At 70.7% G+C, this 21,765-nt stretch carries 19 protein-coding genes and 2 pseudogenes; 14 read left to right on the top strand and 7 right to left on the bottom strand.

The annotated features are described in order from the left end of the window. From AB0I73_RS35275 to AB0I73_RS35260, 4 genes and pseudogenes are all read right to left on the bottom strand, one after another. A partial coding sequence (locus AB0I73_RS35275; protein WP_363044394.1) for an IS5 family transposase occupies nucleotides 1-312 on the bottom strand: 312 nt, incomplete at its 3' end. A 363-nt stretch (nucleotides 313-675) separates the two neighbouring features. Then, nucleotides 676-1,373, bottom strand: a pseudogene (locus AB0I73_RS35270) (IS6 family transposase); the annotation flags it as partial. 33 nt (nucleotides 1,374-1,406) lie between these two features. Then, nucleotides 1,407-1,853, bottom strand: coding sequence for an ATP-binding protein (locus tag AB0I73_RS35265; protein WP_363044392.1), 447 nt, complete (start codon nucleotides 1,851-1,853; stop codon nucleotides 1,407-1,409). Nucleotides 1,854-2,001: 148 nt separating this feature from the next. Continuing rightward, on the bottom strand, nucleotides 2,002-2,577 hold the full coding sequence (locus AB0I73_RS35260) for an XRE family transcriptional regulator (protein ID WP_363044390.1): 576 nt from the start codon (nucleotides 2,575-2,577) through the stop codon (nucleotides 2,002-2,004). 388 nt (nucleotides 2,578-2,965) lie between these two features. On the opposite strand from AB0I73_RS35260, the gene AB0I73_RS35255 reads away from it, so the two are divergent. The 4 genes from AB0I73_RS35255 (at nucleotide 2,966) to AB0I73_RS35240 (ending at nucleotide 6,296) form a co-directional block, all read left to right on the top strand. Then, nucleotides 2,966-4,261 (top strand): alpha/beta fold hydrolase, encoded by a 1,296-nt coding sequence (locus AB0I73_RS35255; RefSeq protein WP_363044388.1) that lies wholly within the window; start codon nucleotides 2,966-2,968, stop codon nucleotides 4,259-4,261. A gap of 58 nt (nucleotides 4,262-4,319) precedes the next feature. Further along, a complete protein-coding gene (locus tag AB0I73_RS35250) occupies nucleotides 4,320-4,955 on the top strand; it encodes an MBL fold metallo-hydrolase (RefSeq protein ID WP_363044386.1) in 636 nt (211 codons plus the stop codon). A 58-nt stretch (nucleotides 4,956-5,013) separates the two neighbouring features. Then, nucleotides 5,014-5,793 (top strand): exodeoxyribonuclease III, encoded by a 780-nt coding sequence (locus AB0I73_RS35245; RefSeq protein ID WP_109379841.1) that lies wholly within the window; start codon nucleotides 5,014-5,016, stop codon nucleotides 5,791-5,793. A gap of 92 nt (nucleotides 5,794-5,885) precedes the next feature. Continuing rightward, nucleotides 5,886-6,296, top strand: coding sequence for a DUF6278 family protein (locus AB0I73_RS35240; RefSeq protein WP_363044384.1), 411 nt, complete (start codon nucleotides 5,886-5,888; stop codon nucleotides 6,294-6,296). Between the two features lie 300 nt (nucleotides 6,297-6,596). Here AB0I73_RS35240 and AB0I73_RS35235 read toward each other — a convergent pair whose 3' ends face one another. After that, nucleotides 6,597-7,412, bottom strand: coding sequence for a hypothetical protein (locus tag AB0I73_RS35235; protein WP_363044383.1), 816 nt, complete (start codon nucleotides 7,410-7,412; stop codon nucleotides 6,597-6,599). Between the two features lie 152 nt (nucleotides 7,413-7,564). Between AB0I73_RS35235 and ggt the strand changes: the two genes are divergently transcribed. Then, complete coding sequence (ggt, locus tag AB0I73_RS35230) at nucleotides 7,565-9,385, top strand: gamma-glutamyltransferase (RefSeq protein WP_363044381.1); 1,821 nt, start codon at nucleotides 7,565-7,567, stop codon at nucleotides 9,383-9,385. Nucleotides 9,386-9,466: 81 nt separating this feature from the next. Here ggt and AB0I73_RS35225 read toward each other — a convergent pair whose 3' ends face one another. Beyond that, nucleotides 9,467-12,067, bottom strand: a complete 2,601-nt coding sequence (locus tag AB0I73_RS35225) for an ATP-dependent Clp protease ATP-binding subunit (RefSeq protein ID WP_363044379.1) — start codon at nucleotides 12,065-12,067, stop codon at nucleotides 9,467-9,469. Nucleotides 12,068-12,248: 181 nt separating this feature from the next. On the opposite strand from AB0I73_RS35225, the gene AB0I73_RS35220 reads away from it, so the two are divergent. From AB0I73_RS35220 to AB0I73_RS35180, 9 genes and pseudogenes are all read left to right on the top strand, one after another. Continuing rightward, the gene (locus tag AB0I73_RS35220) at nucleotides 12,249-12,581 is read left to right on the top strand and encodes a helix-turn-helix transcriptional regulator (RefSeq protein ID WP_363044377.1); all 333 of its coding nucleotides are present in this window, start codon (nucleotides 12,249-12,251) and stop codon (nucleotides 12,579-12,581) included. A gap of 195 nt (nucleotides 12,582-12,776) precedes the next feature. Next, nucleotides 12,777-13,619 (top strand): nitrilase-related carbon-nitrogen hydrolase, encoded by an 843-nt coding sequence (locus AB0I73_RS35215; RefSeq protein WP_363044375.1) that lies wholly within the window; start codon nucleotides 12,777-12,779, stop codon nucleotides 13,617-13,619. After that, a complete protein-coding gene (locus AB0I73_RS35210) occupies nucleotides 13,616-14,902 on the top strand; it encodes an aspartate aminotransferase family protein (RefSeq protein ID WP_363044373.1) in 1,287 nt (428 codons plus the stop codon). The genes AB0I73_RS35215 and AB0I73_RS35210 overlap by 4 nt, the downstream gene beginning before the upstream one ends. Before the next feature lie 101 nt (nucleotides 14,903-15,003). After that, nucleotides 15,004-15,477, top strand: a pseudogene (locus tag AB0I73_RS35205) (amidohydrolase family protein); the annotation flags it as partial. Nucleotides 15,478-15,619: 142 nt separating this feature from the next. After that, nucleotides 15,620-17,011 carry a dihydropyrimidinase gene (gene hydA / locus AB0I73_RS35200; RefSeq protein ID WP_363044371.1) on the top strand — a complete coding sequence of 464 codons (1,392 nt, stop codon included), beginning with the start codon at nucleotides 15,620-15,622 and terminating at the stop codon, nucleotides 17,009-17,011. A gap of 43 nt (nucleotides 17,012-17,054) precedes the next feature. Continuing rightward, nucleotides 17,055-18,068 (top strand): TIGR03842 family LLM class F420-dependent oxidoreductase, encoded by a 1,014-nt coding sequence (locus AB0I73_RS35195; protein WP_359886736.1) that lies wholly within the window; start codon nucleotides 17,055-17,057, stop codon nucleotides 18,066-18,068. A gap of 205 nt (nucleotides 18,069-18,273) precedes the next feature. Continuing rightward, complete coding sequence (locus AB0I73_RS35190; protein WP_363044368.1) at nucleotides 18,274-19,281, top strand: IS110 family transposase; 1,008 nt, start codon at nucleotides 18,274-18,276, stop codon at nucleotides 19,279-19,281. 690 nt (nucleotides 19,282-19,971) lie between these two features. Beyond that, nucleotides 19,972-20,484: a hypothetical protein gene (locus AB0I73_RS35185; protein WP_363044366.1), complete on the top strand. Its 513-nt coding sequence runs from the start codon at nucleotides 19,972-19,974 to the stop codon at nucleotides 20,482-20,484. A gap of 238 nt (nucleotides 20,485-20,722) precedes the next feature. After that, on the top strand, nucleotides 20,723-21,034 hold the full coding sequence (locus AB0I73_RS35180; protein WP_363044364.1) for a hypothetical protein: 312 nt from the start codon (nucleotides 20,723-20,725) through the stop codon (nucleotides 21,032-21,034). A 100-nt stretch (nucleotides 21,035-21,134) separates the two neighbouring features. On the opposite strand, the gene AB0I73_RS35175 is transcribed toward AB0I73_RS35180, so the two are convergent. Continuing rightward, nucleotides 21,135-21,765 (bottom strand): thioredoxin domain-containing protein (locus tag AB0I73_RS35175; RefSeq protein WP_363044362.1); only part of this gene is annotated, 631 nt, incomplete at its 5' end.

Raw genomic sequence — 21,765 nt, 5'->3', positions numbered from 1 at the left:
CCGGCAGGACGTCGAATCGACCCCCACCATCGACCAGTCGATCCGCCCCGCGAGATCGGCGTCGGCCTGGACCGCCTGCAGGATCCGGTCCCAGGTGCCGTCCGCCGACCAGCGACGATGCCGCTCATAGACCGTTTTCCAGGCCCCGTAGCGTTCCGGCAGGTCACGCCACGGGACACCGGTACGGATCCGGAACAGGATCCCGTTGAGCACGGTGCGGTGGTCGTTCCACCGGCCTCCCCGGCCGCCCGGAGGTGGCAGGTGCGGCTCCAGTAACGACCACTCGCGATTCGTCAGATCCCCCCGGCCCATGCCCGAACCAACGAGCGACCGGTCGGAAAGTCACATGATCCGCCGGACAGTGCCTAACCCCGGGAGACGTCGGCAATCAGAACGGCCGCCTGCAGTCGGTACCGCATCACCCCGGCGGGCCCGTCTTCACACTCCTCGCCCGGCGGGCGACGCCTGGCACGCAGGTTGCGTCCTGGGAAGTGGCGTCCGGGTTCCCACCCGATCCAGGCGTTCGGTTCGGCTTCGGAGTGAGCGTCCGGATACAAGAATGGCCACCGGCTGGTCTTCGAGATGTCGAAAGCTCGAAGGCGCGCTGTCACGTTGTTGGGCGTGTGAGTGTCTGATGGCGCGTCGGGGCGTGGTGAGGGCCGGTGTACAGGCCTCGGCAGGCTGGCCGACGGCGCCGGTGATCTGGTCCCGGATGGCGAAGCGGACGGTCATCTCGGTGTGGTATCCGGTGGCGGTCATCCGGTGGCGGCGGGGCCGGAAGTGGGGCGAGATGCCGCTGAAGGCGGACAGGAACCGCTGCGCTCCACCGACGCTGCGAAAAGCCCTTCAGGGCGCGCTCGCGCTGCCTCGTCGGCTGATGGGAGTTCTCGGCCCTGTGGTTCAAGTACTTCGAACTGCGGTGCTCGACCGGTGGCATGACCCCGCGGTGGGCGGCACCGTGGCAGCGGAACCTGTCGGTGAGGATCACCCGCGGCACCGGGCGGGTCTTCTGGAGCAGGTTGCGGAAGAAGCGCCGGGCCGTGGCCTTGTCCCTTCGGCCTTGGAGAAGGATGCCGGGCACGGTGCCGTCGGTGTCGACGGCCCGCCACCGGTACTTCAACTACCGTTGACCCTCACGAAGACCTCGTCCAGGTGCCACGTGTCCCCGGGCCTGCGCCGCCGTCGGCGTGGGCCCGGCCGAACTTCGCGCACCAGCGGCGGACGGTCTCGTAGGAGACGATGACGCCGCGCTCGAGCATGACCTCCTCCACCTCGCGGAAGCTGAGCGGGAGGCGGAAGTACAGCCATACCGCGTGCGCGATCACCTCCACCGGGCACAGGTGCCCCTTGTGCGACGGTGACGCACTCTCCACGGACGACTCCCCCCAGCACGACCAACCCGAAGATCATCCCGCGCCATCAGCCAACGGGACGGTGCCCTCATGGGTCTCGGTCGGCGGGCGGAAACAAGCGATGACCGTCTTGCCGTGGGGACAGGGGTGGGCTTCCCAGCCGTCGGTCAGGGCGTCGACCAGCAGCATCCCCCGCCCTCCGGTGCGGTCGCTGCTCGCGGCGCGCTGGGTGGGCAGCGCCGTGGAGGAGTCGTGGACGGCGACGTGCAAGCACTCCCCGTCCCAGGTCATCGCCATCTGGGCAGGCGAATGAGCGTGCACGTGAGCGTTGGTGACCAGTTCCGAGACGGTCAGCAGAACTGCGTCCACCGTCTCCGGTGCCCTGTCGGTCCACGCCAGCGACCGCATGTGACGACGGGCCCAATCACGTGCCGCCTTGGGGCTGGTGTTGATCGGCAGTGACCGCGCCCAGCCCACCGCACGAAGCGATGATTCTTCCACTGCGTTCTCCTTCCGTCTGCTCCACTTCGTTGCGTTTACCCTTCACGGGGCGCGCGACGCCGCCCGCGTGGCGGCATGCGCATCGAAAGCTGGGGTATACGGCGTCTCATCGGCTGACGAGTAGGCCGCTGGGACAGGGAGGGTGCCATCACGACGGTGACGACCGCGTGGGCTGACGGGACAGCCATCGGCGTGCCGGAGGTAGCGGACCCCTCGAAGGTGGCGCCCAGGGACGCGCGGAGGCGATGTCACACAGCCGCCGCTCACTGGCGCCGGTCTCCTGAGCGTCGAACAGGCGGGCCGCGTACTGCGGGGGCGGGGCGAGGGTGAGGTGGCGGAGGCGGGCGTCGTCGGTGGTGCCGGGCGCGGCGGTGAAGCCGAACCGGGCGCGGCTGTCGACGACCAGGCTGGTGCTGGTGGCCGCCTGCTTCCGGGCCTGGGCGCGGATGCGGGACTGCCGACGGGCGCGGACCACGTCCTGAAAGCGTCGGGCGAGGTCGGCGCGGGGCCGGCGGATCTGGTCTTTCACGTACCGCTCCACGGTGCGCTGGGAGACGCCGAGCACATCGGCCACGGCGCGGGTGCCCTTGAGCTGCCTGACCAGGTAACGCATCTGCGCACCGGCCGACTTCGGTGTGGGGCGGGTGAACGCCTGCTGTGCGGCCCGCTCGAGGCCGTGCGAATCTGCACCGGAAGAACACGCCGCGACCTGCAGCAACCTCACGAGCCGTCACCGCAAAGCGGCGGAGCGATGTGCCCAGCCGTATGGAAGCCAAGAGCGAGGTGGATTCGGACACCGGCTGCTGGTCGGTGAGATCCCGGAAGGCTTTCGGGTGCGTCATGCTGACCCTTGGGGCCGGCACTGCGCGCTTTGCTGCAAACCAGACCATCTGGAAGTCGTGCCGAAGGAGCAAGCTCTGTGGCGCAGGGACTGGGAGAGCGCGTGGGCCGGAGGACACACTGTCCGGGCGGCCACGCGTACACGCCGGAGAAAACGTACCCGGGCCCTCGAGAGGTCCGGTGGTGCCGGTTCTGTCGTTGCCAGAGGAACAGGAGCCGCTAGGGTCGACCCGTCCATGTGAGATTTCGTGAGACGTGAGAGGGTCTGACGGGTGAGCGAGACACCACCGAACACCCTGCAATACCGCTTTGACGGGCCAGAAGAGGCTCCCGTCCTGATCCTGGCTCCCTCACTGGGTACCACCTGGCACATGTGGGACCGGCAGATCCCCGAGCTGACGAAGCAGTGGCGGGTGTTCCGGTTCGATCTGCCGGGGCACGGAGGTGCCCTCGCCTACCCGGCGGGATCGGTCGGTGATCTCACCACGCGGCTGCTCGCCACCCTCGAGGGCCTCGGCGTGCAGCGCTTCGGCTACGCCGGCTGCGCGTTCGGCGGCGCGATCGGCCTCGAACTGGCCCTGCGGCACCCCGAACGTGTCGCCTCCCTCGCACTGATCGCCGCCTCCCCCCGGTTCGGCACCGCCGACGAGTTCCGCCAGCGTGGGGTGGTCGTCCGGACCAACGGGCTCGACCCGATCGCCCGCACCTCGCCCGACCGCTGGTTCACCAGCGGCTTCGCGGCCGCACAGCCCGCGATCACCGAGTGGGCCGTGCAGATGGTGCGCACCACCGACCCGGGGTGCTACATCGCCGCCTGCGAGGCCCTCGCCTCGTTCGACGTGCGGGCCGAACTCGGCAGCGTCGGCGTGCCGACCCTGGTGCTGGTCGGCTCGGACGACCAGGTCACCGGTCCCGCCGAGGCCCGCACGCTGGTCGCCGGCGTGCCGGACGCCCGGTTGGCCGTCGTGCCCGGCGCCTCCCACCTGGTACCGGTGGAACAGCCCGCCGCGGTCACCGACCTGCTGGTCCGGCACTTCTCCACCGCCTGGCAGCCCGCCTTCGAGTCCGCCACCGGCCAGACCGTCCTGCCCGCCGTCCCGGACCGGGCCGTGCGGGCGGTGGTGCCGCCGCAGGGCGGGCCCGTCGCCGAGATCGCCGCCGCCGTCCCGCCGCAGGCCCAGGGCAGGCCCGACCCGTACGAGACCGGGATCAAGGTCCGCCGGGAGGTGCTGGGCGACGCGCACGTCGACCAGGTACTGGCGCAGACCGACGACTTCTCGGGCGACTTCCAGGAGTTCGTCACCCGCTCCGCCTGGGGCGAGGTCTGGGACCGGCCCGGCCTCGACCGGCGCACCCGCAGCTGCGTCACCCTCACCGCCCTGGTCGCCGGCGGCCACCTGGAGGACCTCGCCGTCCACACCCGGGCGGCCCTGCGCAACGGCCTCACCCCGGGGGAGATCAAGGAGGTCCTGCTCCAGGCGGCCGTCTACTGCGGCCTCCCCGCGGCGAACAGCGCGTTCCGGGTGGCCCAGCAGGTCGTCCGGGAGGAGACCACCCCCCAGGAGTGAACATTGGTGAGCACCGGGCACCCCGCGCGGACGGGAGTGCGGGGGGCATCATGGACTCATGAGGCTCACGAAGAAGTCGCACTCCTGCATCCGCCTGGAGAAGGACGGCCACACCCTCGTCGTCGACCCCGGCGGGTTCAGCGAGGAGGACGCCGCACTCGGCGCGGACGTCATCCTGGTCACGCACGAGCACCCCGACCACTTCGACGAGGGTCGGCTGAGGGCCGCCCTGGAGGCCGACCCGGCCGTGGCGGTCTGGACCCTGAAGTCCGTCGCGGAGCAGCTCTCGGCCGCGTTCCCGAGCCGTGTGCACACCGTCGGGCACGGCGACGCGTTCACCGCCGCAGGGTTCGACATCCAGGTGCACGGTGAGCTGCACGCCGTGATCCACCCGGACATCCCGCGCGTCACCAATGTCGGCTACCTCGTCGACGGCGGGGCCCTCTTCCACCCCGGCGACGCCCTCACCGTCCCCGACCACCCCGTCCGGACGCTGATGCTCCCGGTCATGGCCCCCTGGAACAAGATCTCGGAGGTCATCGACTACGTCCGCGAGGTCCGGCCGGAGCGCGCCTACGACATCCACGACGCCCTGCTCACCGATCTGGCCCGCCCGATCTACGACCGCCAGATCGGCGCGCTCGGCGGCTCGGAGCACCTGCGGCTCGCCCCCGGGGCGACGGCCGAGCTGTGAGCCGAGGCCGCCCGCCGCCGGGCGGGCGTTGTCGGTGGCGCCGGGTAGGTTGGGAGACATGCGCATCGCCACCTGGAACGTGAACTCGATCACCGCCCGCCTGCCCAGGCTCCTGGCCTGGCTGGAGAGCAGCGGCACGGACGTGTTGTGCCTCCAGGAGGCCAAGGTCGCCGAGGAGCGGTTCCCGGCCGAGGAACTGCGTGAGCTGGGCTACGAGTCCGCGGTGCACGCGACCGGCCGGTGGAACGGCGTGGCGGTGCTCTCCCGCGTGGGCCTCGAGGACGTCGTCAAGGGCCTGCCCGGCGATCCGGGGTACGACGGTGCCGTGGAGCCCCGTGCCGTCTCCGCGACCTGCGGCCCGGTCCGCGTCTGGTCGGTGTACGTGCCCAACGGCCGCGAGGTGGACCATCCCCACTACGCGTACAAGCTCCAGTGGTTCGAGGCGCTGAAGGCGGCCGTGGCCGGGGACGCGGCGGGCAGCCGCCCCTTCGCGGTGCTCGGCGACTACAACGTGGCACCGACCGACGACGACGTCCACGACATCGCCGCCTTCGAGGGCGCCACCCACGTCACCCCCGCCGAGCGCGCCGCCCTGGCCTCCCTGCGGGAGACGGGTCTGTCCGACGTCGTCCCGCGCCCGCTGAAGTACGACCACCCGTTCACGTACTGGGACTACCGTCAGCTCGGTTTCCCCAAGAACCGCGGCATGCGCATCGACCTGGTGTACGGCAACGAGCCGTTCGCCAAGGCCGTTTCCGACGCGTACGTCGACCGTGAGGAGCGCAAGGGCAAGGGCGCCTCGGACCACGCGCCGGTCGTGGTGGACCTCGACGTGTAGGGCCCCGGGGCGGTCCGGGGTGGCGGTCTTCGGGGAAGGGACCGACAGCGCGCCTGTGGTGCGGACGGCGGTACGAATGTCAGGCTGGGGGGATGAACATCCCTTTCCTGGGCAACCGGCGCGAGAAGTCAGGAGTCCGTGACCCCGAGGGCATCGCGGAACTCCTCGCCGAGTGCGAGCTGTTGCGCTCCCAGGCCTCCCGTGCCGGAGTCCGACTGGACGACTCCCAGGCGTCGTTGGAGGCACTGGACCAGCTGGCGCCCGGGAGCTGGCGGGACGACGAGGACACGCTGACCTGGCTGGGCAACGACGCCGGACTCTATCTGGGCACCGTCATCGTGCGCACCGTGCCGGGGGCCGCCTGGAGGATCCGGTCCGACGGACAGCCCGTCGTACGGCTCGCCTCCGGGCGGGAGTTCGACGTCGTGGACTCCGGACACCAGTGGGCCGCCAGTGGGGTGCCCGAGCTGTCGCAGATGTACGCCGAGGTCGCGGAGGCGTGACGCGTCCGGGACCCCCAAGACCGAACGGGATGACGCGGGGAAGTCCGTCCCGCCGGACCTCGACTACGATGTGCTCTCCAATCCGGTGGGGAGGGGACTTCGCGGCCGGAGCGGGGACGCTGTCGCCGGGAGGGGCCTACCGCCCCGCCCCTGCGGGTGGCGGTTCACATCAGCCAGTCCCGTCCGGCGGCAGTCGGAGATCACTGCTCGCGCGGTGGAGACGACCCGCACCACGGGCCGCTCACCGGCGGGAAGAAGGTCAGCTGCGCGCCGGACGGGTTGCGCCCGCTCACCGGAGGATCAGGACTTCTGCTCCTTCCTGCGTGCGCCGCGTGAGGCGGCTGGAGCGGACGCGGACGGCGGCTCCGCCGAGGGCGTCGAGGCGGCGGCAGGCGCCGGCAGCGGGGTCTGTGCCGCGCGGGTCACATCTCCCACCAGGTCCACCACATCGGGGCCGTACGCCTGCGAGTTGATGACCTTCAGCAGCAGGACGAAGGAGTTCGAGCCGTGCTTGCGGGCCAACTGCTCGTGGTTGCGGGCGAGGTACCGGGTGGCGGCCTGGTTGGTGATCGCGCGCTGACCGCAGAACAGGAACACCGGCCGGGTGTCGCGCCGTTCACCGGCGGTGAGCCGGGCGAGCAGGACGTACTCGGTGACACCCGGTTCCATCCGGTAGAGCTCGGTGCCGATCCGGAAGGCGCCCCGGTCCGGGCCGGGCTCCGGATCCACGTTGATGCGCACCCCGGGCAGCATCGCCTTCATGTGGGCCACCATCCGCCGGTTCGACGCGGGTCCTCCCACGCAGAACTCCGTGCGCTCGCCGAAACCCTGGTGGGCCGCGTCCTGCGTGACCACCTGCACGTGCGCCCCGCAGTCCTTGATCAGAGCCGAGAGCTCGAGCAGCGAGAACACGTCGAAACGGTGCACGGCCGGCTCCGCCGTGGCAGGATCGCGGTTGACGACGAGGAGCGACTCGGAGTTCTCCGGCAGTCCGAAGAAGGCCTGCTTGCGCCGGAGTCTGCGCTTCCACAGGGAGGTACGGGCGATCCAGCCCAATGCGGCGAAGAGGCCGGAGGCGACCACACCCAGAACGATGTTGCGTACGTCGTCACTCATGGGCGCGCATGCTATCGGGCTCGAGCAAACCCATGTTCGAGACGTTCGGAGAACGAGCGTCCGGAAGGCCGCGGCGGCGTGCCCCGCGACCTTCCTGATGTGAGCATGGCGATGAATGCGGCTGCGCGAACGGCCCTTCAACGGAGGTGCGAATGCGTCATCGTGTCGGACGGAAACTCACGGTCGCGGCGGTCGCCGCCATCGTGGTCTCGTCGGGAGCGGCAGCGCCGTCACCGGCAGCCACGCAGGGCGGCGGGCCCGGCCTGCCCCCCGCCAAGACCCCGGTGGCCGTCGGCCACGGAGGCGCGGTCTCCAGCGTCGACGCCGACGCCACCGCCGCCGGGATCGAGGTCCTCAGGAAGGGCGGGAACGCCGTCGACGCGGCCGTCGCCACCGCCGCGGCGCTCGGCGTCACCGAGCCCTACTCGGCAGGCATCGGCGGAGGCGGCTACTTCGTCCACTACGACGCCCGCTCCCGTACCGTGCACACGATCGACGGACGGGAAACCGCCCCGCTGACCGCCGACTCCGGTCTCTTCCTGGAGAACGGCGCGCCGATCCCCTTCGCCGAGGCCGTCAGCAGCGGCCTCGGCGTCGGCACCCCCGGCACGCCGGCCACCTGGCAGCGGGCGCTGGACGCGTGGGGCAGCAAACGGCTCGACGCGGTCCTGGGGCCCGCCGAGCGGATCGCCCGCGACGGCTTCACCGTCGACGAGACCTTCCGCGCGCAGACCGCCGCCAACGAGACCCGCTTCCGCCACTTCCCCGACACCGCCGAGCTGTTCCTGCCGAACGGCCGGCTCCCGGTGGTCGGCTCCACCTTCAAGAACCCCGATCTCGCCCGCACCTACGCGGAATTGCGCCGCAAGGGCGTCGACGCGCTGTACCGGGGCGGTATCGGCCGGGACATCGTGAACACGGTCAACAAGCCGCCCGTGGACCCGGACTCCGGCTGGAACGCCCGCCCCGGCGAGCTGTCCCCCCGGGACCTCGCGGCGTACCGCGCCAAGCCCCAGCCACCCACGAAGACGTCGTACCGCGGTCTGGACGTCTACTCCGTCGCGCCCTCCTCCTCCGGTGGCACCACGGTCGGCGAGGCCCTCAACATCCTGGAGCGGACCGACCTCTCCCGGGCCGACGACGTCCGCTACCTGCACCGCTTCATCGAGGCGAGCCGCATCGCGTTCGCGGACCGGGGGCGCTGGCTCGGCGACCCCGCCTTCGAGGACGTCCCCACGAAGGAACTGCTCTCCCAGCGGTACGCCGACTCCCGCGAGTGCCTCATCAAGGACGACGCGGTCCTCACCAGCCCGCTCGCCCCCGGCGACCCGCGCGACCCCGCGCCCTGCGCGGCGGGAGGCACCGCGGCCCCGACGACGTACGAGGGCGAGAACACCACGCACCTCACCACCGCCGACCGGTGGGGCAACGTCGTCGCCTACACCCTCACCATCGAGCAGACCGGCGGCAGCGGCATCACCGTGCCCGGCCGCGGGTTCCTGCTCAACAACGAGCTGACGGACTTCTCCTTCGCCCCGGCGAACCCGGCCGTGCACGACCCGAACCTGCCGGGCCCCGGCAAGCGGCCCCGGTCCTCGATCGCCCCGACGATCGTGCTCGACCGGCACGACCGGCCGGTCGTGGCGCTCGGTTCGCCCGGTGGTTCGACCATCATCACCACCGTGCTGCAGACCCTCACCGGGTTCCTCGACCGAGGCCTGCCGCTGGTCGACGCGATCGCCGCGCCGCGCGCCAGCCAGCGCAACACGGCCCGCACGGACCTCGAACCCGGCCTGTACGACAGCGTGCTGCGGCAGAAACTGGAGGCGATCGGGCACTCGTTCCAGGAGAACCCGGAGATCGGCGCGACCACCGGTGTGCAGCGGATGCCGGACGGCCGGTGGCTCGCCGCGGCGGAGAAGACCCGCCGGGGCGGCGGTTCCGCGATGGTCGTGCACCCGGAGCGCCGGTGACCCGGTGAAGCGGCCCGTGGGCCGGGAACGGCACCCTCCGGCGCGGTGAGCGGGGATCGGAGGGGCGTCCGGCCCACCCGCTCACCGCCCGGAAGCAGGCGCCTCCCCGGGCCCGGCCCCGCCGGCCCCGTCGGGCTCGGTGCCGGTCCCGTCCCTCGCCCCGGTCCGGAACGTGAGGTTCCCGTCCGTCGTGTCCACCGTCACCCGGTCGCCGCCCTGGACACTGCCGTCCAGCAGCAGTCGGGACAGCTGGTTGTCGACCTCGCGCTGGATGGTGCGGCGCAACGGCCGAGCCCCGTACTCGGGCTGATGGCCGCGCTGCGCCAGCCAGTCCACGGCGGCGTCGGTGAACTCGACCGTGACGCCCTGGCCCCGCAGGCCGCGTCGCGTCCCCTCCAGCAGCAGATCGGTGATCTGCCGCAGCTCCACGGCGGTGAGCTGGCGGAACACCACCACCTCGTCGATCCGGTTGAGGAACTCGGGCCGGAAGTGCTCCCGCAGCGGCCGCAGGATCTGCTCGCGCCGAGCCTCCTCGTCCGCCTCCGCGCCGCCCGTCGCGAAGCCCAGCGTCGCACCGCGCCGGGTGATCGCCTCGGAACCGAGGTTGCTGGTCATCACGATGACGGTGTTGCTGAAGTCCACCGTCCGGCCCTGGGAGTCGGTCAGCCGGCCGTCGTCGAGGACCTGGAGCAAGATGTTGAAGACGTCCGGGTGAGCCTTCTCCACCTCGTCGAGGAGCAGCAGCGAGTACGGGTGCCTGCGCACCACCTCGGTCAGCTGCCCCGCCTCCTCGTGGCCGACGTATCCGGGCGGGGCGCCGACCAGCCGGCTGACCGTGTGCCGCTCCTGGTACTCGCTCATGTCGAGGCGCACCATCCGGTCCTCGCTGCCGAACAGGGCCTCGGCCAGCGCCCGGGCCAGCTCCGTCTTGCCGACGCCGGTCGGTCCGAGGAACAGGAAGCTGCCGATCGGCCGGTCGGGGCTGGCGAGCCCGGCCCGGGAGCGCAGCACCGCGTCCGAGACCGCCCGCACCGCCTCGTCCTGGCCGATGACCCGCTGGTGCAGGTGCTCCTCGAGGCCCAGCAGCCGGTCCTTCTCCTCCTCGGTGAGCCTGCTGACCGGGACGCCGGTCTGCCGGGAGACCACCTCCGCGATCGCCTCGGCGTCCACCACCAGACTCTGCCCCTCGTCCACCTGGCCCTCACCGCCGGCATCGGCGATCCGCTCCTTCAGCTCGCCGATGCGGTCGCGCAACTGCGTCGCCTGCTCGTACTTCTCGTCGGCGACGGCCTGGTCCTTGTCGTAGGTCAGCTGCTCCAGCTCCCGCTCCATGGCGCGTACGTCCGTGCCCTTGGTCCGGGCCTGCAGCCGAATCCGGGCGCCGGCCTGGTCGATCAGGTCGATCGCCTTGTCCGGCAGGCGGCGCTCGCTGAGGTAGCGGTCGGACAGCTCCACGGCCGCCACCAGCGCCTCGTCGGTGTAGCGGACCTGGTGGTGGGCCTCGTACCGGTCGCGCAGTCCGCGCAGGATCGCGACCGTGTCCGCGGGCGTGGGTTCCGGCACCATGACCGGCTGGAAGCGGCGGGCCAGCGCCGCGTCCTTCTCGATCCGCCGGTACTCCTCCAGCGTGGTCGCGCCCACGATGTGCAGCTCGCCGCGGGCCAGCGCCGGCTTGAGGATGTTGCCGGCGTCCATCGAACCGCCCTCGCCGCCGCCCCCGGCGCCCACGACGGTGTGCAGTTCGTCGATGAAGACGATCAGCCGGTCGGAGTGGGCGCGGATCTCGTCGACGATGGCGTTCAGCCGCTCCTCGAAGTCGCCCCGGTAGCGGGTACCGGCGACCACGCCCGCGAGGTCGAGTGAGACCACCCGCCGGGTCATGAGCACGTCGGGCACGTCCCCGTCGGCGATCCGCTGCGCCAGCCCCTCCACCACGGCGGTCTTGCCGACGCCCGCGTCACCGATCAGCACCGGATTGTTCTTGCCGCGCCGGGAGAGCACCTCGACGGTCTGCTCGATCTCCTCCTCCCGCCCGATCACCGGGTCGATCCGGCCCTCGCGGGCCAGCTCGGTCAGGTCACGGCCGTACTTGTCCAGCGTCGGCGTGCCCGTCGCGGGGCGGGGCCGCTCGGGGCGCGGCGGCGCGGCGTCCGGGGTGTCGGACGGCAGCGGCATCCCGGCGGAGGCGAACCGGGCCGAGTTCAGGATGTGCCCGGCGGCCGAGTCGGGGTTGGCGGCCAGGGCGCTGAGGACGTGCTCCGGGCCGATGTAGCCGGCCCCGGTCGACCGGGCCATGTCGTGGGCGTCCAGCAGGGCCCGTTTGACGGCGGGGGTCAGCGAGAGCGACGTCGGTGGCGGGGCGTCGTCCGGCCCGTGCTGGACGGGTCCGGACCGTTCGTCGATCTCCGCCGCCAGCGAGTCGGGATCCGTGCCCGTCCGGCTGATCAGGTCGCGGGTCGGCTCGGTGGCGAGCGCGGCGCGCAGCAGGTGCTGGGTGTCCAGGTCCCGGCTGCCGTGCTCGGCGGCGTACTGCGCGGCGCCGCGCACCAGCTCCCTGGCCGGCTGGCTCAGCAGCCGGCCGATGTCGATCTGCCGGGGACGCGGCCCGCCGAAGAAGCGTGCGAGGAATTCTCCGAAGGGGTCCGGGCCGTAGCCCTGCGGACCCGTGAACCCGCTGCTCATGGACATCCGTTCCGGCGCCCCCGCGGGATTCCCCTGGGCCGGGCGGAACCGGGAACCCGAAGGAGCCCCGGGGCGCGCTCACTGCTCGACGTACGGTCCGGACGCGGGTGCCCGACCGTCTCCCGGTTACACCCGTGCGTGTCCCCGCGGTGCGTGGGGGCCCGCACGGTGTGCGTGTGGCGTGTGTGCTGCCTGCGGCGCGCTCGTAGAACACCTTCGCACGATCGCTTCGGCGCAGCACCTCGGAAGCGGGCCGGGCGGAGCACGCCCGCGGGCCTCGCGGGAGCCGTGCTCAGCGGGCGGTCAGGACGCGGGCATCTCCCCGGAGACCCTCCGGAAGATCGAGACCGGGCGGGCCCTCACCCCGGCGTTCTTCACGGTGGCCGCCCTCGCCCGCGCGCTCGACCTGTCGAGGGACGAGCCGGTGAGCCGCTGCGCCCCGGCCGTACCGCCCGTCGTGCCGCCTGCCGAGCCCTCCGTCCCGCCGCCCGTCGTGCCGCCGGTCGCTGCCTGAGCCCGGGACCGGGCCTGGGGCGGAGCCGGGGGCCGGGCCCGGAACGGGGACTCACCCACCGGAGTGCGAATCATGATCGACCCCGCGGGTTGACGACGATGGTCTTGGCAAGGCCGCCCGAGAGGCTTACGTTCGTCCCTCTACGACCGTTTCTACGGGCGTAGAGGCGCTGACGTCGCGTCGAAGGAGTAGCTCATGGCACACGTCGTACGAGCCGCCCTGGTCCAGGCCACCTGGACCGGCGACACGGAGTCCATGGTGGCGAAACACGAGGAGCACGCCCGCGAGGCGGCCCGGCAGGGTGCGAGGATCATCGGTTTCCAGGAGGTCTTCAACGCCCCCTACTTCTGCCAGGTCCAAGACGCCGAGCACTACCGCTGGGCCGAACCCGTGCCCGACGGGCCGACCGTCCGCCGGATGCGGGAGCTGGCCCGCGAGACCGGCATGGTGATCGTCGTGCCGGTGTTCGAGGTCGAGCAGTCGGGGTTCTACTACAACACCGCGGTCGTGATCGACGCCGACGGCACCGTCCTCGGCAAGTACCGCAAGCATCACATCCCCCAGGTCAAGGGGTTCTGGGAGAAGTTCTACTTCAAGCCCGGCAACCTCGGCTGGCCCGTCTTCGACACCGCCGTCGGCAAGGTCGGCGTCTACATCTGCTACGACCGCCACTTCCCGGAGGGGTGGCGGCAACTCGGGCTGAACGGAGCCCAGTTGGTCTACAACCCGTCGGCCACACACCGCGGCCTCTCGTCCTACCTCTGGCAGCTGGAACAGCCGGCCGCGGCCGTCGCCAACGAGTACTTCGTCGCCGCGATCAACCGGGTGGGCCAGGAGGAGTACGGGGACAACGACTTCTACGGAACCTCGTACTTCGTCGACCCCCGTGGCCAGTTCGTCGGCGACGTCGCCAGCGACAGCAAGGAGGAACTCGTGGTCCGGGACCTCGACTTCGACCTCATCGAGGACGTGCGGCAGCAGTGGGCGTTCTACCGCGACCGCCGCCCCGACGCCTACGAGGGACTGGTGCGGCCGTGACCGACGACCTGCTGGGCCGCCACCGCTCCGTGCTCCCCGACTGGCTCGCCCTCTACTACGAGGAGCCCATCGAGATCACCCACGGCGAGGGCCGCCACGTCTGGGACTCCGCGGGCAACCGGTACCTCGACTTCTTCGGCGGCATCCTCACCACCATGACCGCCCACGCCCTGCCCGAGGTGACGAAGGCGGTCGCCGAGCAGGCCGGGCGGATCATCCACTCCTCCACCCTCTACCTCGACCGGCAGATGGTCGAACTCGCCGAACGTGTGGCCCAGTTGAGCGGAATCCCGGACGCCCGGGTCTTCTTCACCACCTCCGGCACCGAGGCGAACGACACCGCCCTGCTGCTCGCCACCACCTACCGGCGCGGCAACTCGGTCCTGGCGATGCGCAACAGCTACCACGGCCGCTCCTTCAGCGCGGTCGGCGTCACCGGCAACCGCGGCTGGTCCCCGACCTCGCTGTCCCCGCTGCAGACCCTGTACGTGCACGGCGGCGTGCGCACCCGGGGCCCGTACGCGTCGCTCGGCGACGACGACTTCACCGCGGCCTGCGTCGACGACCTCAAGGACCTGCTCGGCCACACCCGCCCGCCCGCGGCACTGATCGCCGAACCGATCCAGGGCGTCGGCGGCTTCACCTCACCGCCCGACGGACTGTACGCGGCGTTCCGCGAGGTGCTGAACGCACACGGCATCCTCTGGATCTCCGACGAGGTGCAGACCGGGTGGGGCCGCACCGGCGACCACTTCTGGGGCTGGCAGGCCCACGCCCGAAGCGGCCCGCCCGACATCGTGACCTTCGCCAAGGGCATCGGCAACGGCATGTCCATCGGCGGTGTCATCGCCCGCGCCGAGATCATGAACTGCCTGGACGCCAACAGCATTTCGACGTTCGGCGGCACCCAGGTCACCATGGCGGCCGGCCTGGCCAACCTCACCTACCTGCTGGAGCACGACCTCCAGGGCAACGCCCGGCGGGTCGGCGGCCTGCTCCTCGAACGCCTGCGGGCCGTCGCCGCCCAGGTGCCCGCGGTACGGGAGGTGCGCGGGCGCGGGCTGATGATCGGCGTCGAGCTGACGAAACCGGGCACCGACGAGGCCGACCCGCAGGCAGCCTCCGCCGTACTGGAGGCCGCCCGCCGGGGCGGACTGCTCATCGGCAAGGGCGGCGGCCACAACACCAGTGCCCTGCGCATCGCCCCGCCGCTGTCCCTCAGCGTGGCGGAGGCCGAGGAGGGAGCCGCGATCCTCGAACACGCGCTGCGGAGCGCCCTGTAGCGGCCCGAAGGGCCGGGCCCGGCCGAGGGGCGCGCGAGAACCGCGCGCCCCTCGGCCGACGACCCGCACCTCTCCACCACAATCCAGCGGAGGGTCAACGCATGAGCCGTACCGTCATCCGTGGTGGCCTCGTCATCACCGCCTCCGACGAGATCCACGCCGACGTCCTGATCGAGGGCGGCCGCATCGCCGCCCTCGCCGCCTCCGGCACCCCGGCCGCCGCCGCGTTCACCGACGGCCGGGTCATCGACGCCACCGGCAAGTACGTCATCCCGGGCGGGGTCGACGCCCACACCCACATGGAGCTGCCGTTCGGCGGCACCTTCGCCTCCGACACCTTCGAGACCGGCACCCGGGCCGCCGCCTGGGGCGGCACCACCACCGTCGTCGACTTCGCGGTGCAGAGCGTCGGCCGCTCCCTGCGCGAAGGGCTGGACGCCTGGCACGCCAAGGCCGAGGGCAACTGCGCCATCGACTACGGCTTCCACATGATCGTCTCCGACGTGAACCCGAAGACACTGAAGGAAATGGACCTTCTGGTGGAAGAGGGAATCACGTCGTTCAAGAGTTTCATTCGGCCGCGTGACCAGGGGTTTTCTAGCGGAGTAGGCCGTGTGCCGTGCGAGATGGCGGCGTGAGGGGGCGGGCGGGCCGGGGCGTGGTCCCGGCCTGTGTCAGTGGTGGCGTGGTCGACGGGTATGAAGGGATGGCTGGGAAATGACTCGGACTCTGATTACCGGTGGTCTTGTGATCACGGCCGCGGACGAGGTGCACGCGGATGTGCTGATCGAGCACGGCCGGGTGGTGGCGTTGGCGGCGCCGGGGACGCAGGAGTGGACGGCTGACCGTGTTATCGACGCGTCGCAGAAGTACGTGATCCCGGGCGGGGTCGACGCGCACACGCATATGGAGCTGCCGTTCGGTGGGACGTTCGCTTCGGACACGTTCGAGACGGGGACGCGGGCGGCGGCGTGGGGCGGGACGACGACGATCGTTGATTTCGCGGTGCAGTCAAAGGGCCATTCGCTGCAGGCCGGCCTGAATGCCTGGCTGGAGAAGGCGGACGGGAAGTGCGCGATCGACTACGCGTTCCACATGATCATGTCGGACGTGAACGAGGCGACGCTCAAGGAGATGCCGAAGCTCATCGAGCATGGCATTTCCTCGTTCAAATTGTTTATGGCCTATCCGGGGGTCTTTTATTCGGATGACGGCCAGATCCTGCGGGCGATGCAGGTTGCTGGTGACACGGCCGGTCTGATCATGATGCACGCGGAGAACGGCATCGCGATCGACGTCCTGGTGGAGCAGGCCCTGGCCCGCGGCGAGACCGATCCGCGCCATCACGGGGAGGTCCGCAAGACGCTCCTTGAGGCGGAGGCGACCCACCGGGCGATCCAGCTCGCCCGGGTGGCCGGCGCGCCGCTCTACGTCGTCCACGTCTCGGCCCAGGAGGCGGTGGCGGAGCTGGCGGCGGCGAGGGACATAGGGCTGCCGGTGTTCGGCGAGACCTGCCCGCAGTACCTGTTCCTGTCGACGGACAATCTGGCGGAGCCGGACTTCGAGGGCGCCAAGTACGTGTGCTCGACGCCGCTGAGGCCGAAGGAGCATCAGGCGGCGCTGTGGCGGGGTCTGCGGACGAACGACCTCCAGGTGGTGTCGACGGATCACTGCCCGTTCTGCTTCGTGGGCCAGAAGGAGCTGGGCCGGGGCGACTTCTCGAAGATCCCCAATGGCCTGCCTGGCGTCGAGAACCGGATGGACCTGCTGCACCAGGCTGTCGTCGAAGGGCACATCTCACGCCGCCGCTGGATCGAGATCGCCTGCGCGACCCCGGCCCGGATGTTCGGCCTCTACCCGCAGAAGGGCACGATCGCGCCGGGCGCCGACGCCGACGTGGTGATCTACGACCCGCACGTCACCCAGACGCTCTCGGCCGAGACTCACCACATGAACGTCGACTATTCGGCGTACGAGGGGAAGACGGTGACCGGCCAGGTCGAGACCGTGCTCTCGCGGGGTGAGGTCGTCATCGACCAGCGCAAGTACGTCGGTCACGCCGGCCACGGCACGTTCGTCCCGCGCTCCACCTGCCAGTACCTGGGCTGACCCCCAGGACCTCCCCGCACCGATTTGAACTGGAGGTCCCGCGTTGGACTTCGGACTTGTCCTGCAGACCGACCCGCCGGCGTCGCAGGTCGTCGGGCTGATGCGCCGGGCGGAGCGCAACGGCTTCCGCTACGGCTGGACCTTCGACTCGGCCGTGCTGTGGCAGGAGCCCTTCGTCATCTACAGCCGGATCCTGGAACACACCACGAAGCTGCACGTGGGTCCGATGGTGACGAACCCCGGCACCCGCACCTGGGAGGTCACGGCCTCCACCTTCGCCACCCTCAACGACATGTACGGCAACCGGACCGTCTGCGGCATCGGCCGCGGCGACTCCGCGATGCGTGTCGCCGGCCGCAAGCCCAACACCCTGGCCCGGCTCGGCGAGGCCATCGAGGTCATCCGCGACCTCGCCGAGGGCCGGGAGGCGCTGGTCGACGGCAACCCGGTCCGCATCCCGTGGATCAAGAACGGCAAGCTGCCGGTCTGGATGGCCGCGTACGGCCCGAAGGCGCTGGCGCTCGCCGGCCAGAAGGCCGACGGCTTCATCCTCCAGCTCGCCGACCCCTTCCTCACCGAATGGATGGTCAAGGCGGTACGGAAGGCGGCCCAGGACGCCGGCCGGGACCCCGACGCCCTCACGATCTGCGTCGCCGCGCCCGCATATGTCACGGCCGACGACTCGCCCGATGCCCTGGCGCACGCCCGGGACCAGTGCCGGTGGTTCGGCGGCATGGTCGGCAACCACGTCGCCGACCTCGTCGTCAAGTACGGCGAGCACTCCGCCATGGTCCCCGACGAGCTCACCACGTACATCAAGGACCGCCACGGCTACGACTACAGCCACCACGGCCGCGCCGACAACCCGTCCACCGACTTCGTCCCCGACGAGATCGTCGACCGCTTCTGCCTCCTCGGCCCCACCGAGGCCCACATCGACAAGCTCCGGCACCTCAAGGACCTGGGCGTCGACCAGTTCGCCGTCTACGACATGCACGACAACCGCGAAGCCACCATCGACGCCTACGGCACCGACATCATCCCCGCCCTTCGCTGACGAAGTTGTTCGGTCCAGGCACCGATGCAGCTGAACGGCGGCCATCCACCTGTTCCCGATGACGCATCACGTGGAGTGCGTGGCGATCCTCGAACCTGCCGAAAAAGCCCGCTGACCTGACCCTATGAGGGCCGGGCCCCCTTCCCTGCTCAGCCCGGCGGTGCCTACCGTCCGGGTATGTACGGGCTCGGGAAGGAGGCCCTCGATGTCTGTCTACGTCGGTATCGACGTGCATCGCAAGCGGTCGCAGATCGCCGTGGTGGATCACGATGGCGCGGTGCAGGTCAACCGGAATGTGCCCAACGGGGTCAAGACGGTGCTGTCGGTGATCGGGGATCTGCCGATCGGGGCACCAGTGGCGTTCGAGGCCGCCTACGGCTGGGGCTGGCTGGTTCAGCTGCTGGAGGACTACGGCTTCGAGCCGCACCTGGTGCATCCGCTGCGTTGCAAGGCGATCGCCTCCGCACGGCTGAAGAACGACAAGGTCGACGCCGCGACCCTGGCCCAGCTGCTGCGGGCCGACCTGCTGCCAGAGGCGTGGATCGCCCCGCTGGACGTGCGGCAGCAACGCGCGTTGTTGCGGCACCGCTGCCAGCTGGTGCGGCTGCGGACCCTGCTGCGCAACCGCATCCACGCCGTGCTGGCGGACCACGGCGGCGACCGGCCGGGCGGCTGCTTCACCGCCCCGGGCCGGGCCTGGCTGGAGGGCCTGGACCTGCCGGACGCCTCCCGCCGCGTGGTCGAGGACCTCCTGGTCCTGATGGACGCCCTCAAAGAGCCGATCGACGCGCTCGACCGGCAGCTGCTCGCCACCGCGCGGGGCGATCCGCGCATCAAGGCGCTCACCCGGCTGCCGGGGGTCGGCACGCTCACCGCCCTGGTCATCGTGGCCGAGGTCGGGGACATCACGCGCTTTCCCTCCGCGCGTAAGCTCGCCGCTTGGGCCGGGCTGACGCCCACCGTCCGCGGGTCGGATCTGACCGTGCGGCACGGCCACATCTCCAAACAGGGCTCGCCCTGGCTGCGGTGGATCCTGTGCGAGGCCGCGCAGAGCGCGAAGCGTTCCCCGGAGTTCGCCGTCGCCTACCAGCGCCTCGCCCATCGCCGCGGCAAGAAGATCGCTACCACCGCCATTGCCCGCAAGCTCCTCACCCGTGCCTACCACCTGCTGCGCGCCGTCCCGGCCCAGCAGGACCATCGGGGAGTGCGATGACACCATCCCACAACCGCCACAGGCGGTCGCAGACCCCGGGTGAGCTCGCAAATACGCATGAGACGGCCCGATGGCCGCGCTCGATGACCTGACTGAGCAGCCCGGATCCCCGCACCACGGTCATGGCGCCGACCGCACGGTCAGGCGCCGAATGGGTGCTTGTGAGACCACTCCGCCGACCACCGCGCACCGGGGATCACAACGACCGTACCCGTGAACATCCGTGACGCTTCCTCGGCCTCCATGGTCGGCCGCCGCTCGTCGGCCTCCAGCTCGTTCGTCCTCGCCCCGCTCGTTCCTCGCGGGGCTCCGGGCGCTCCAACTGGACCCCTCCCACGCGGCGGTCCCGCAGACAGACACGAGGAAGCTCCGCAAGGAAAACGCCCCGGCATCCCACCGAAAAGCCGCAGGCGATGGCTGCTCGCGCCTCTTGACAGGCCCGGCCCTCATGGGTGCGCATGATGTGCGCTATGGGCGTTACGGGCGATATCTTGACGCTCAAATTACGCTCTCCGAGGTATCTTGACGCTCGTTCTGATCGTGTGTCAGGTGAATCTCGGGATGCCGTGACCTGGGCTGCAGCGTGGGCTGAGGAACGTGCGTGGGCGGCCACGGTCCTGCCCGAGGGGTAGCGCGCGCGTCGGATCGTCGGGTGGGTTCGCTTGTCGGCGCGTACGGTGTGTGCCACGTATGACCGTGTACCTGCGCCGTTCGAGAAAGGGTGGCGATGCCGCGGTGCCGAGCGATTCACCGTCGCCGTACAGCGAGCGTCCCGTCGCTCAAGCGCGGAGGGCGAAGGCGCGGGAGTTGGTCGAGCGGCTCGTGGCCGAAGGGCGCGTTCGATTCACGCACCCGAGCGACGACGAGGTCGCGGAGTGGCGGCGCGTCGTCAATTACGCGAAGCGGCACGGCATGGAGCCGGAAGGCCGCCGTATCGAGAAGGTTCCGTACGGTGGGCTCGGCCTGGAGTTCTTCCTTGCGGAGGGCCCGCATCCCAACGCGCGCAGTCAGCGGCCGACGGCGAGCGGTCCGGTTCCCGTGCCCGCGCGGCTGGTGCGCCTTCATCCGGCTGTGGCTGCGCTCAGGGACGACGACCAGCACCTGGTGATGCCGTCGGCGTTGCGCCGCAGGTCGCTCCTGCTGCTCCAAGGGCTGGCGGCTGAAGCGAAGCGGCGAGGTTACGAAGTCAGAAAGGTCCGGTGAACCGTTCCGGGTTCGGTAGGGACTCGATCCTCTCAAATGATCGAGTCCCTACCGAACCCGGAACGGTTCAATGTCGAGGTCAACGTCCCTGGTAGAGCCGCTTCCGCGCGGCTCAGGAGCAATCTCCAGAACGGGTGTCGCCTATTCGCATCCGGTGCAATTGGCGGCGCTTGGAATATCGGAACGGGATATAGCGGTAGACGGTGATCACCGTGCAGTGGCGAGGTGATCGGCCCCGGTGTCCTACCCCGGCAGCTACAGCCAGTACTACCTCACCAGCGGCAACGCCTGCAGCGGCGCCGGTACGCCGTTCATGACGTGGGGCAGCGGCGTCCGGGTGTGCAGCGACGTCCGCCTGAGCGCGCCGGTGGTGACCACGCTCAGCGGCCCCACCAGCGTGCGGGGCCTGTGCCAGAAGCAGGGCGACACGGTGAACGCCGAGGGCTGCGCCAACAACTGGTGGAGCAAGCTGCGGGACCAGAACGGCTTCATCAGCAACATCTACATCGACCACCCGGCCGCCCTGCTCCCTGGCGTCCCCCTCTGCTGACCGAACTCCCGGCCGGCCCGGACACGTAGGTTCGGGTCGGCCCACACCTTGGTGCGGCCCTCTTGCAGGACCGCGAAGAACACAACGAGGAACGGTGCGGTCATGCCGGGTGGCCGTGGGGGTCGGATGCCTCGAGTTCGCGGGCGAGTGTCGCCGCGTCGTGGGGTCCGGTGTGGCGGCGGTTGCCGATGAAGAAGGTCGGGACGCCGCGGGCTCCGCTGGCTTCGGCGCTGGCGGCGTCGGCCCGGACCCGGGCGGCCGTGTGCTCCTCGTCGAGGTCCCGGAGGAACTTCTCGACATCGAGGCCTATGCGGGCGGCGTAGCCGACGATGTCGTCGAATTCGAGCTGGTCCTGGTGGGTGAAGAGCAGGTCGTGCATCTGCCAGAAGCGCCCCTGCGCGTCTGCGGCGACGGCTGCCCGGGCGGCGAGCTCGGCGTGCTCGTGCACGTCGGGGAGCGGCAGGTGCCGGAAGACGTAGCGGAGCCGGTCGCCGAATCGCTGCTTCAGTTCCTGGGCGACACCGGTGGCGTGGGCGCAGAAGGGACATTGGTAGTCGCCGTATTCCACCAGGGTCAGGGGCGCGTTTGGGGAGCCGGCAAGGTGGTCCGTGGCCGGGTCGACGGGGCGGTCGAGGGTACGGGGCAGGTCGGCGTCCGTCTCGCCGCCCAGGACCGCGGCGAGGCGGAACGTCAGCCATCCCAGGACCGTGGCGAGCACGGCCGCCAGCAGG

This window comes from Streptomyces sp. NPDC050388 (assembly GCF_040655635.1).
Taxonomy (GTDB): Bacteria; Actinomycetota; Actinomycetes; order Streptomycetales; family Streptomycetaceae; genus Streptomyces.
Note: the sequence above shows the minus strand (reverse complement) of the source record. Positions and strands in the feature narration are given on the sequence as shown.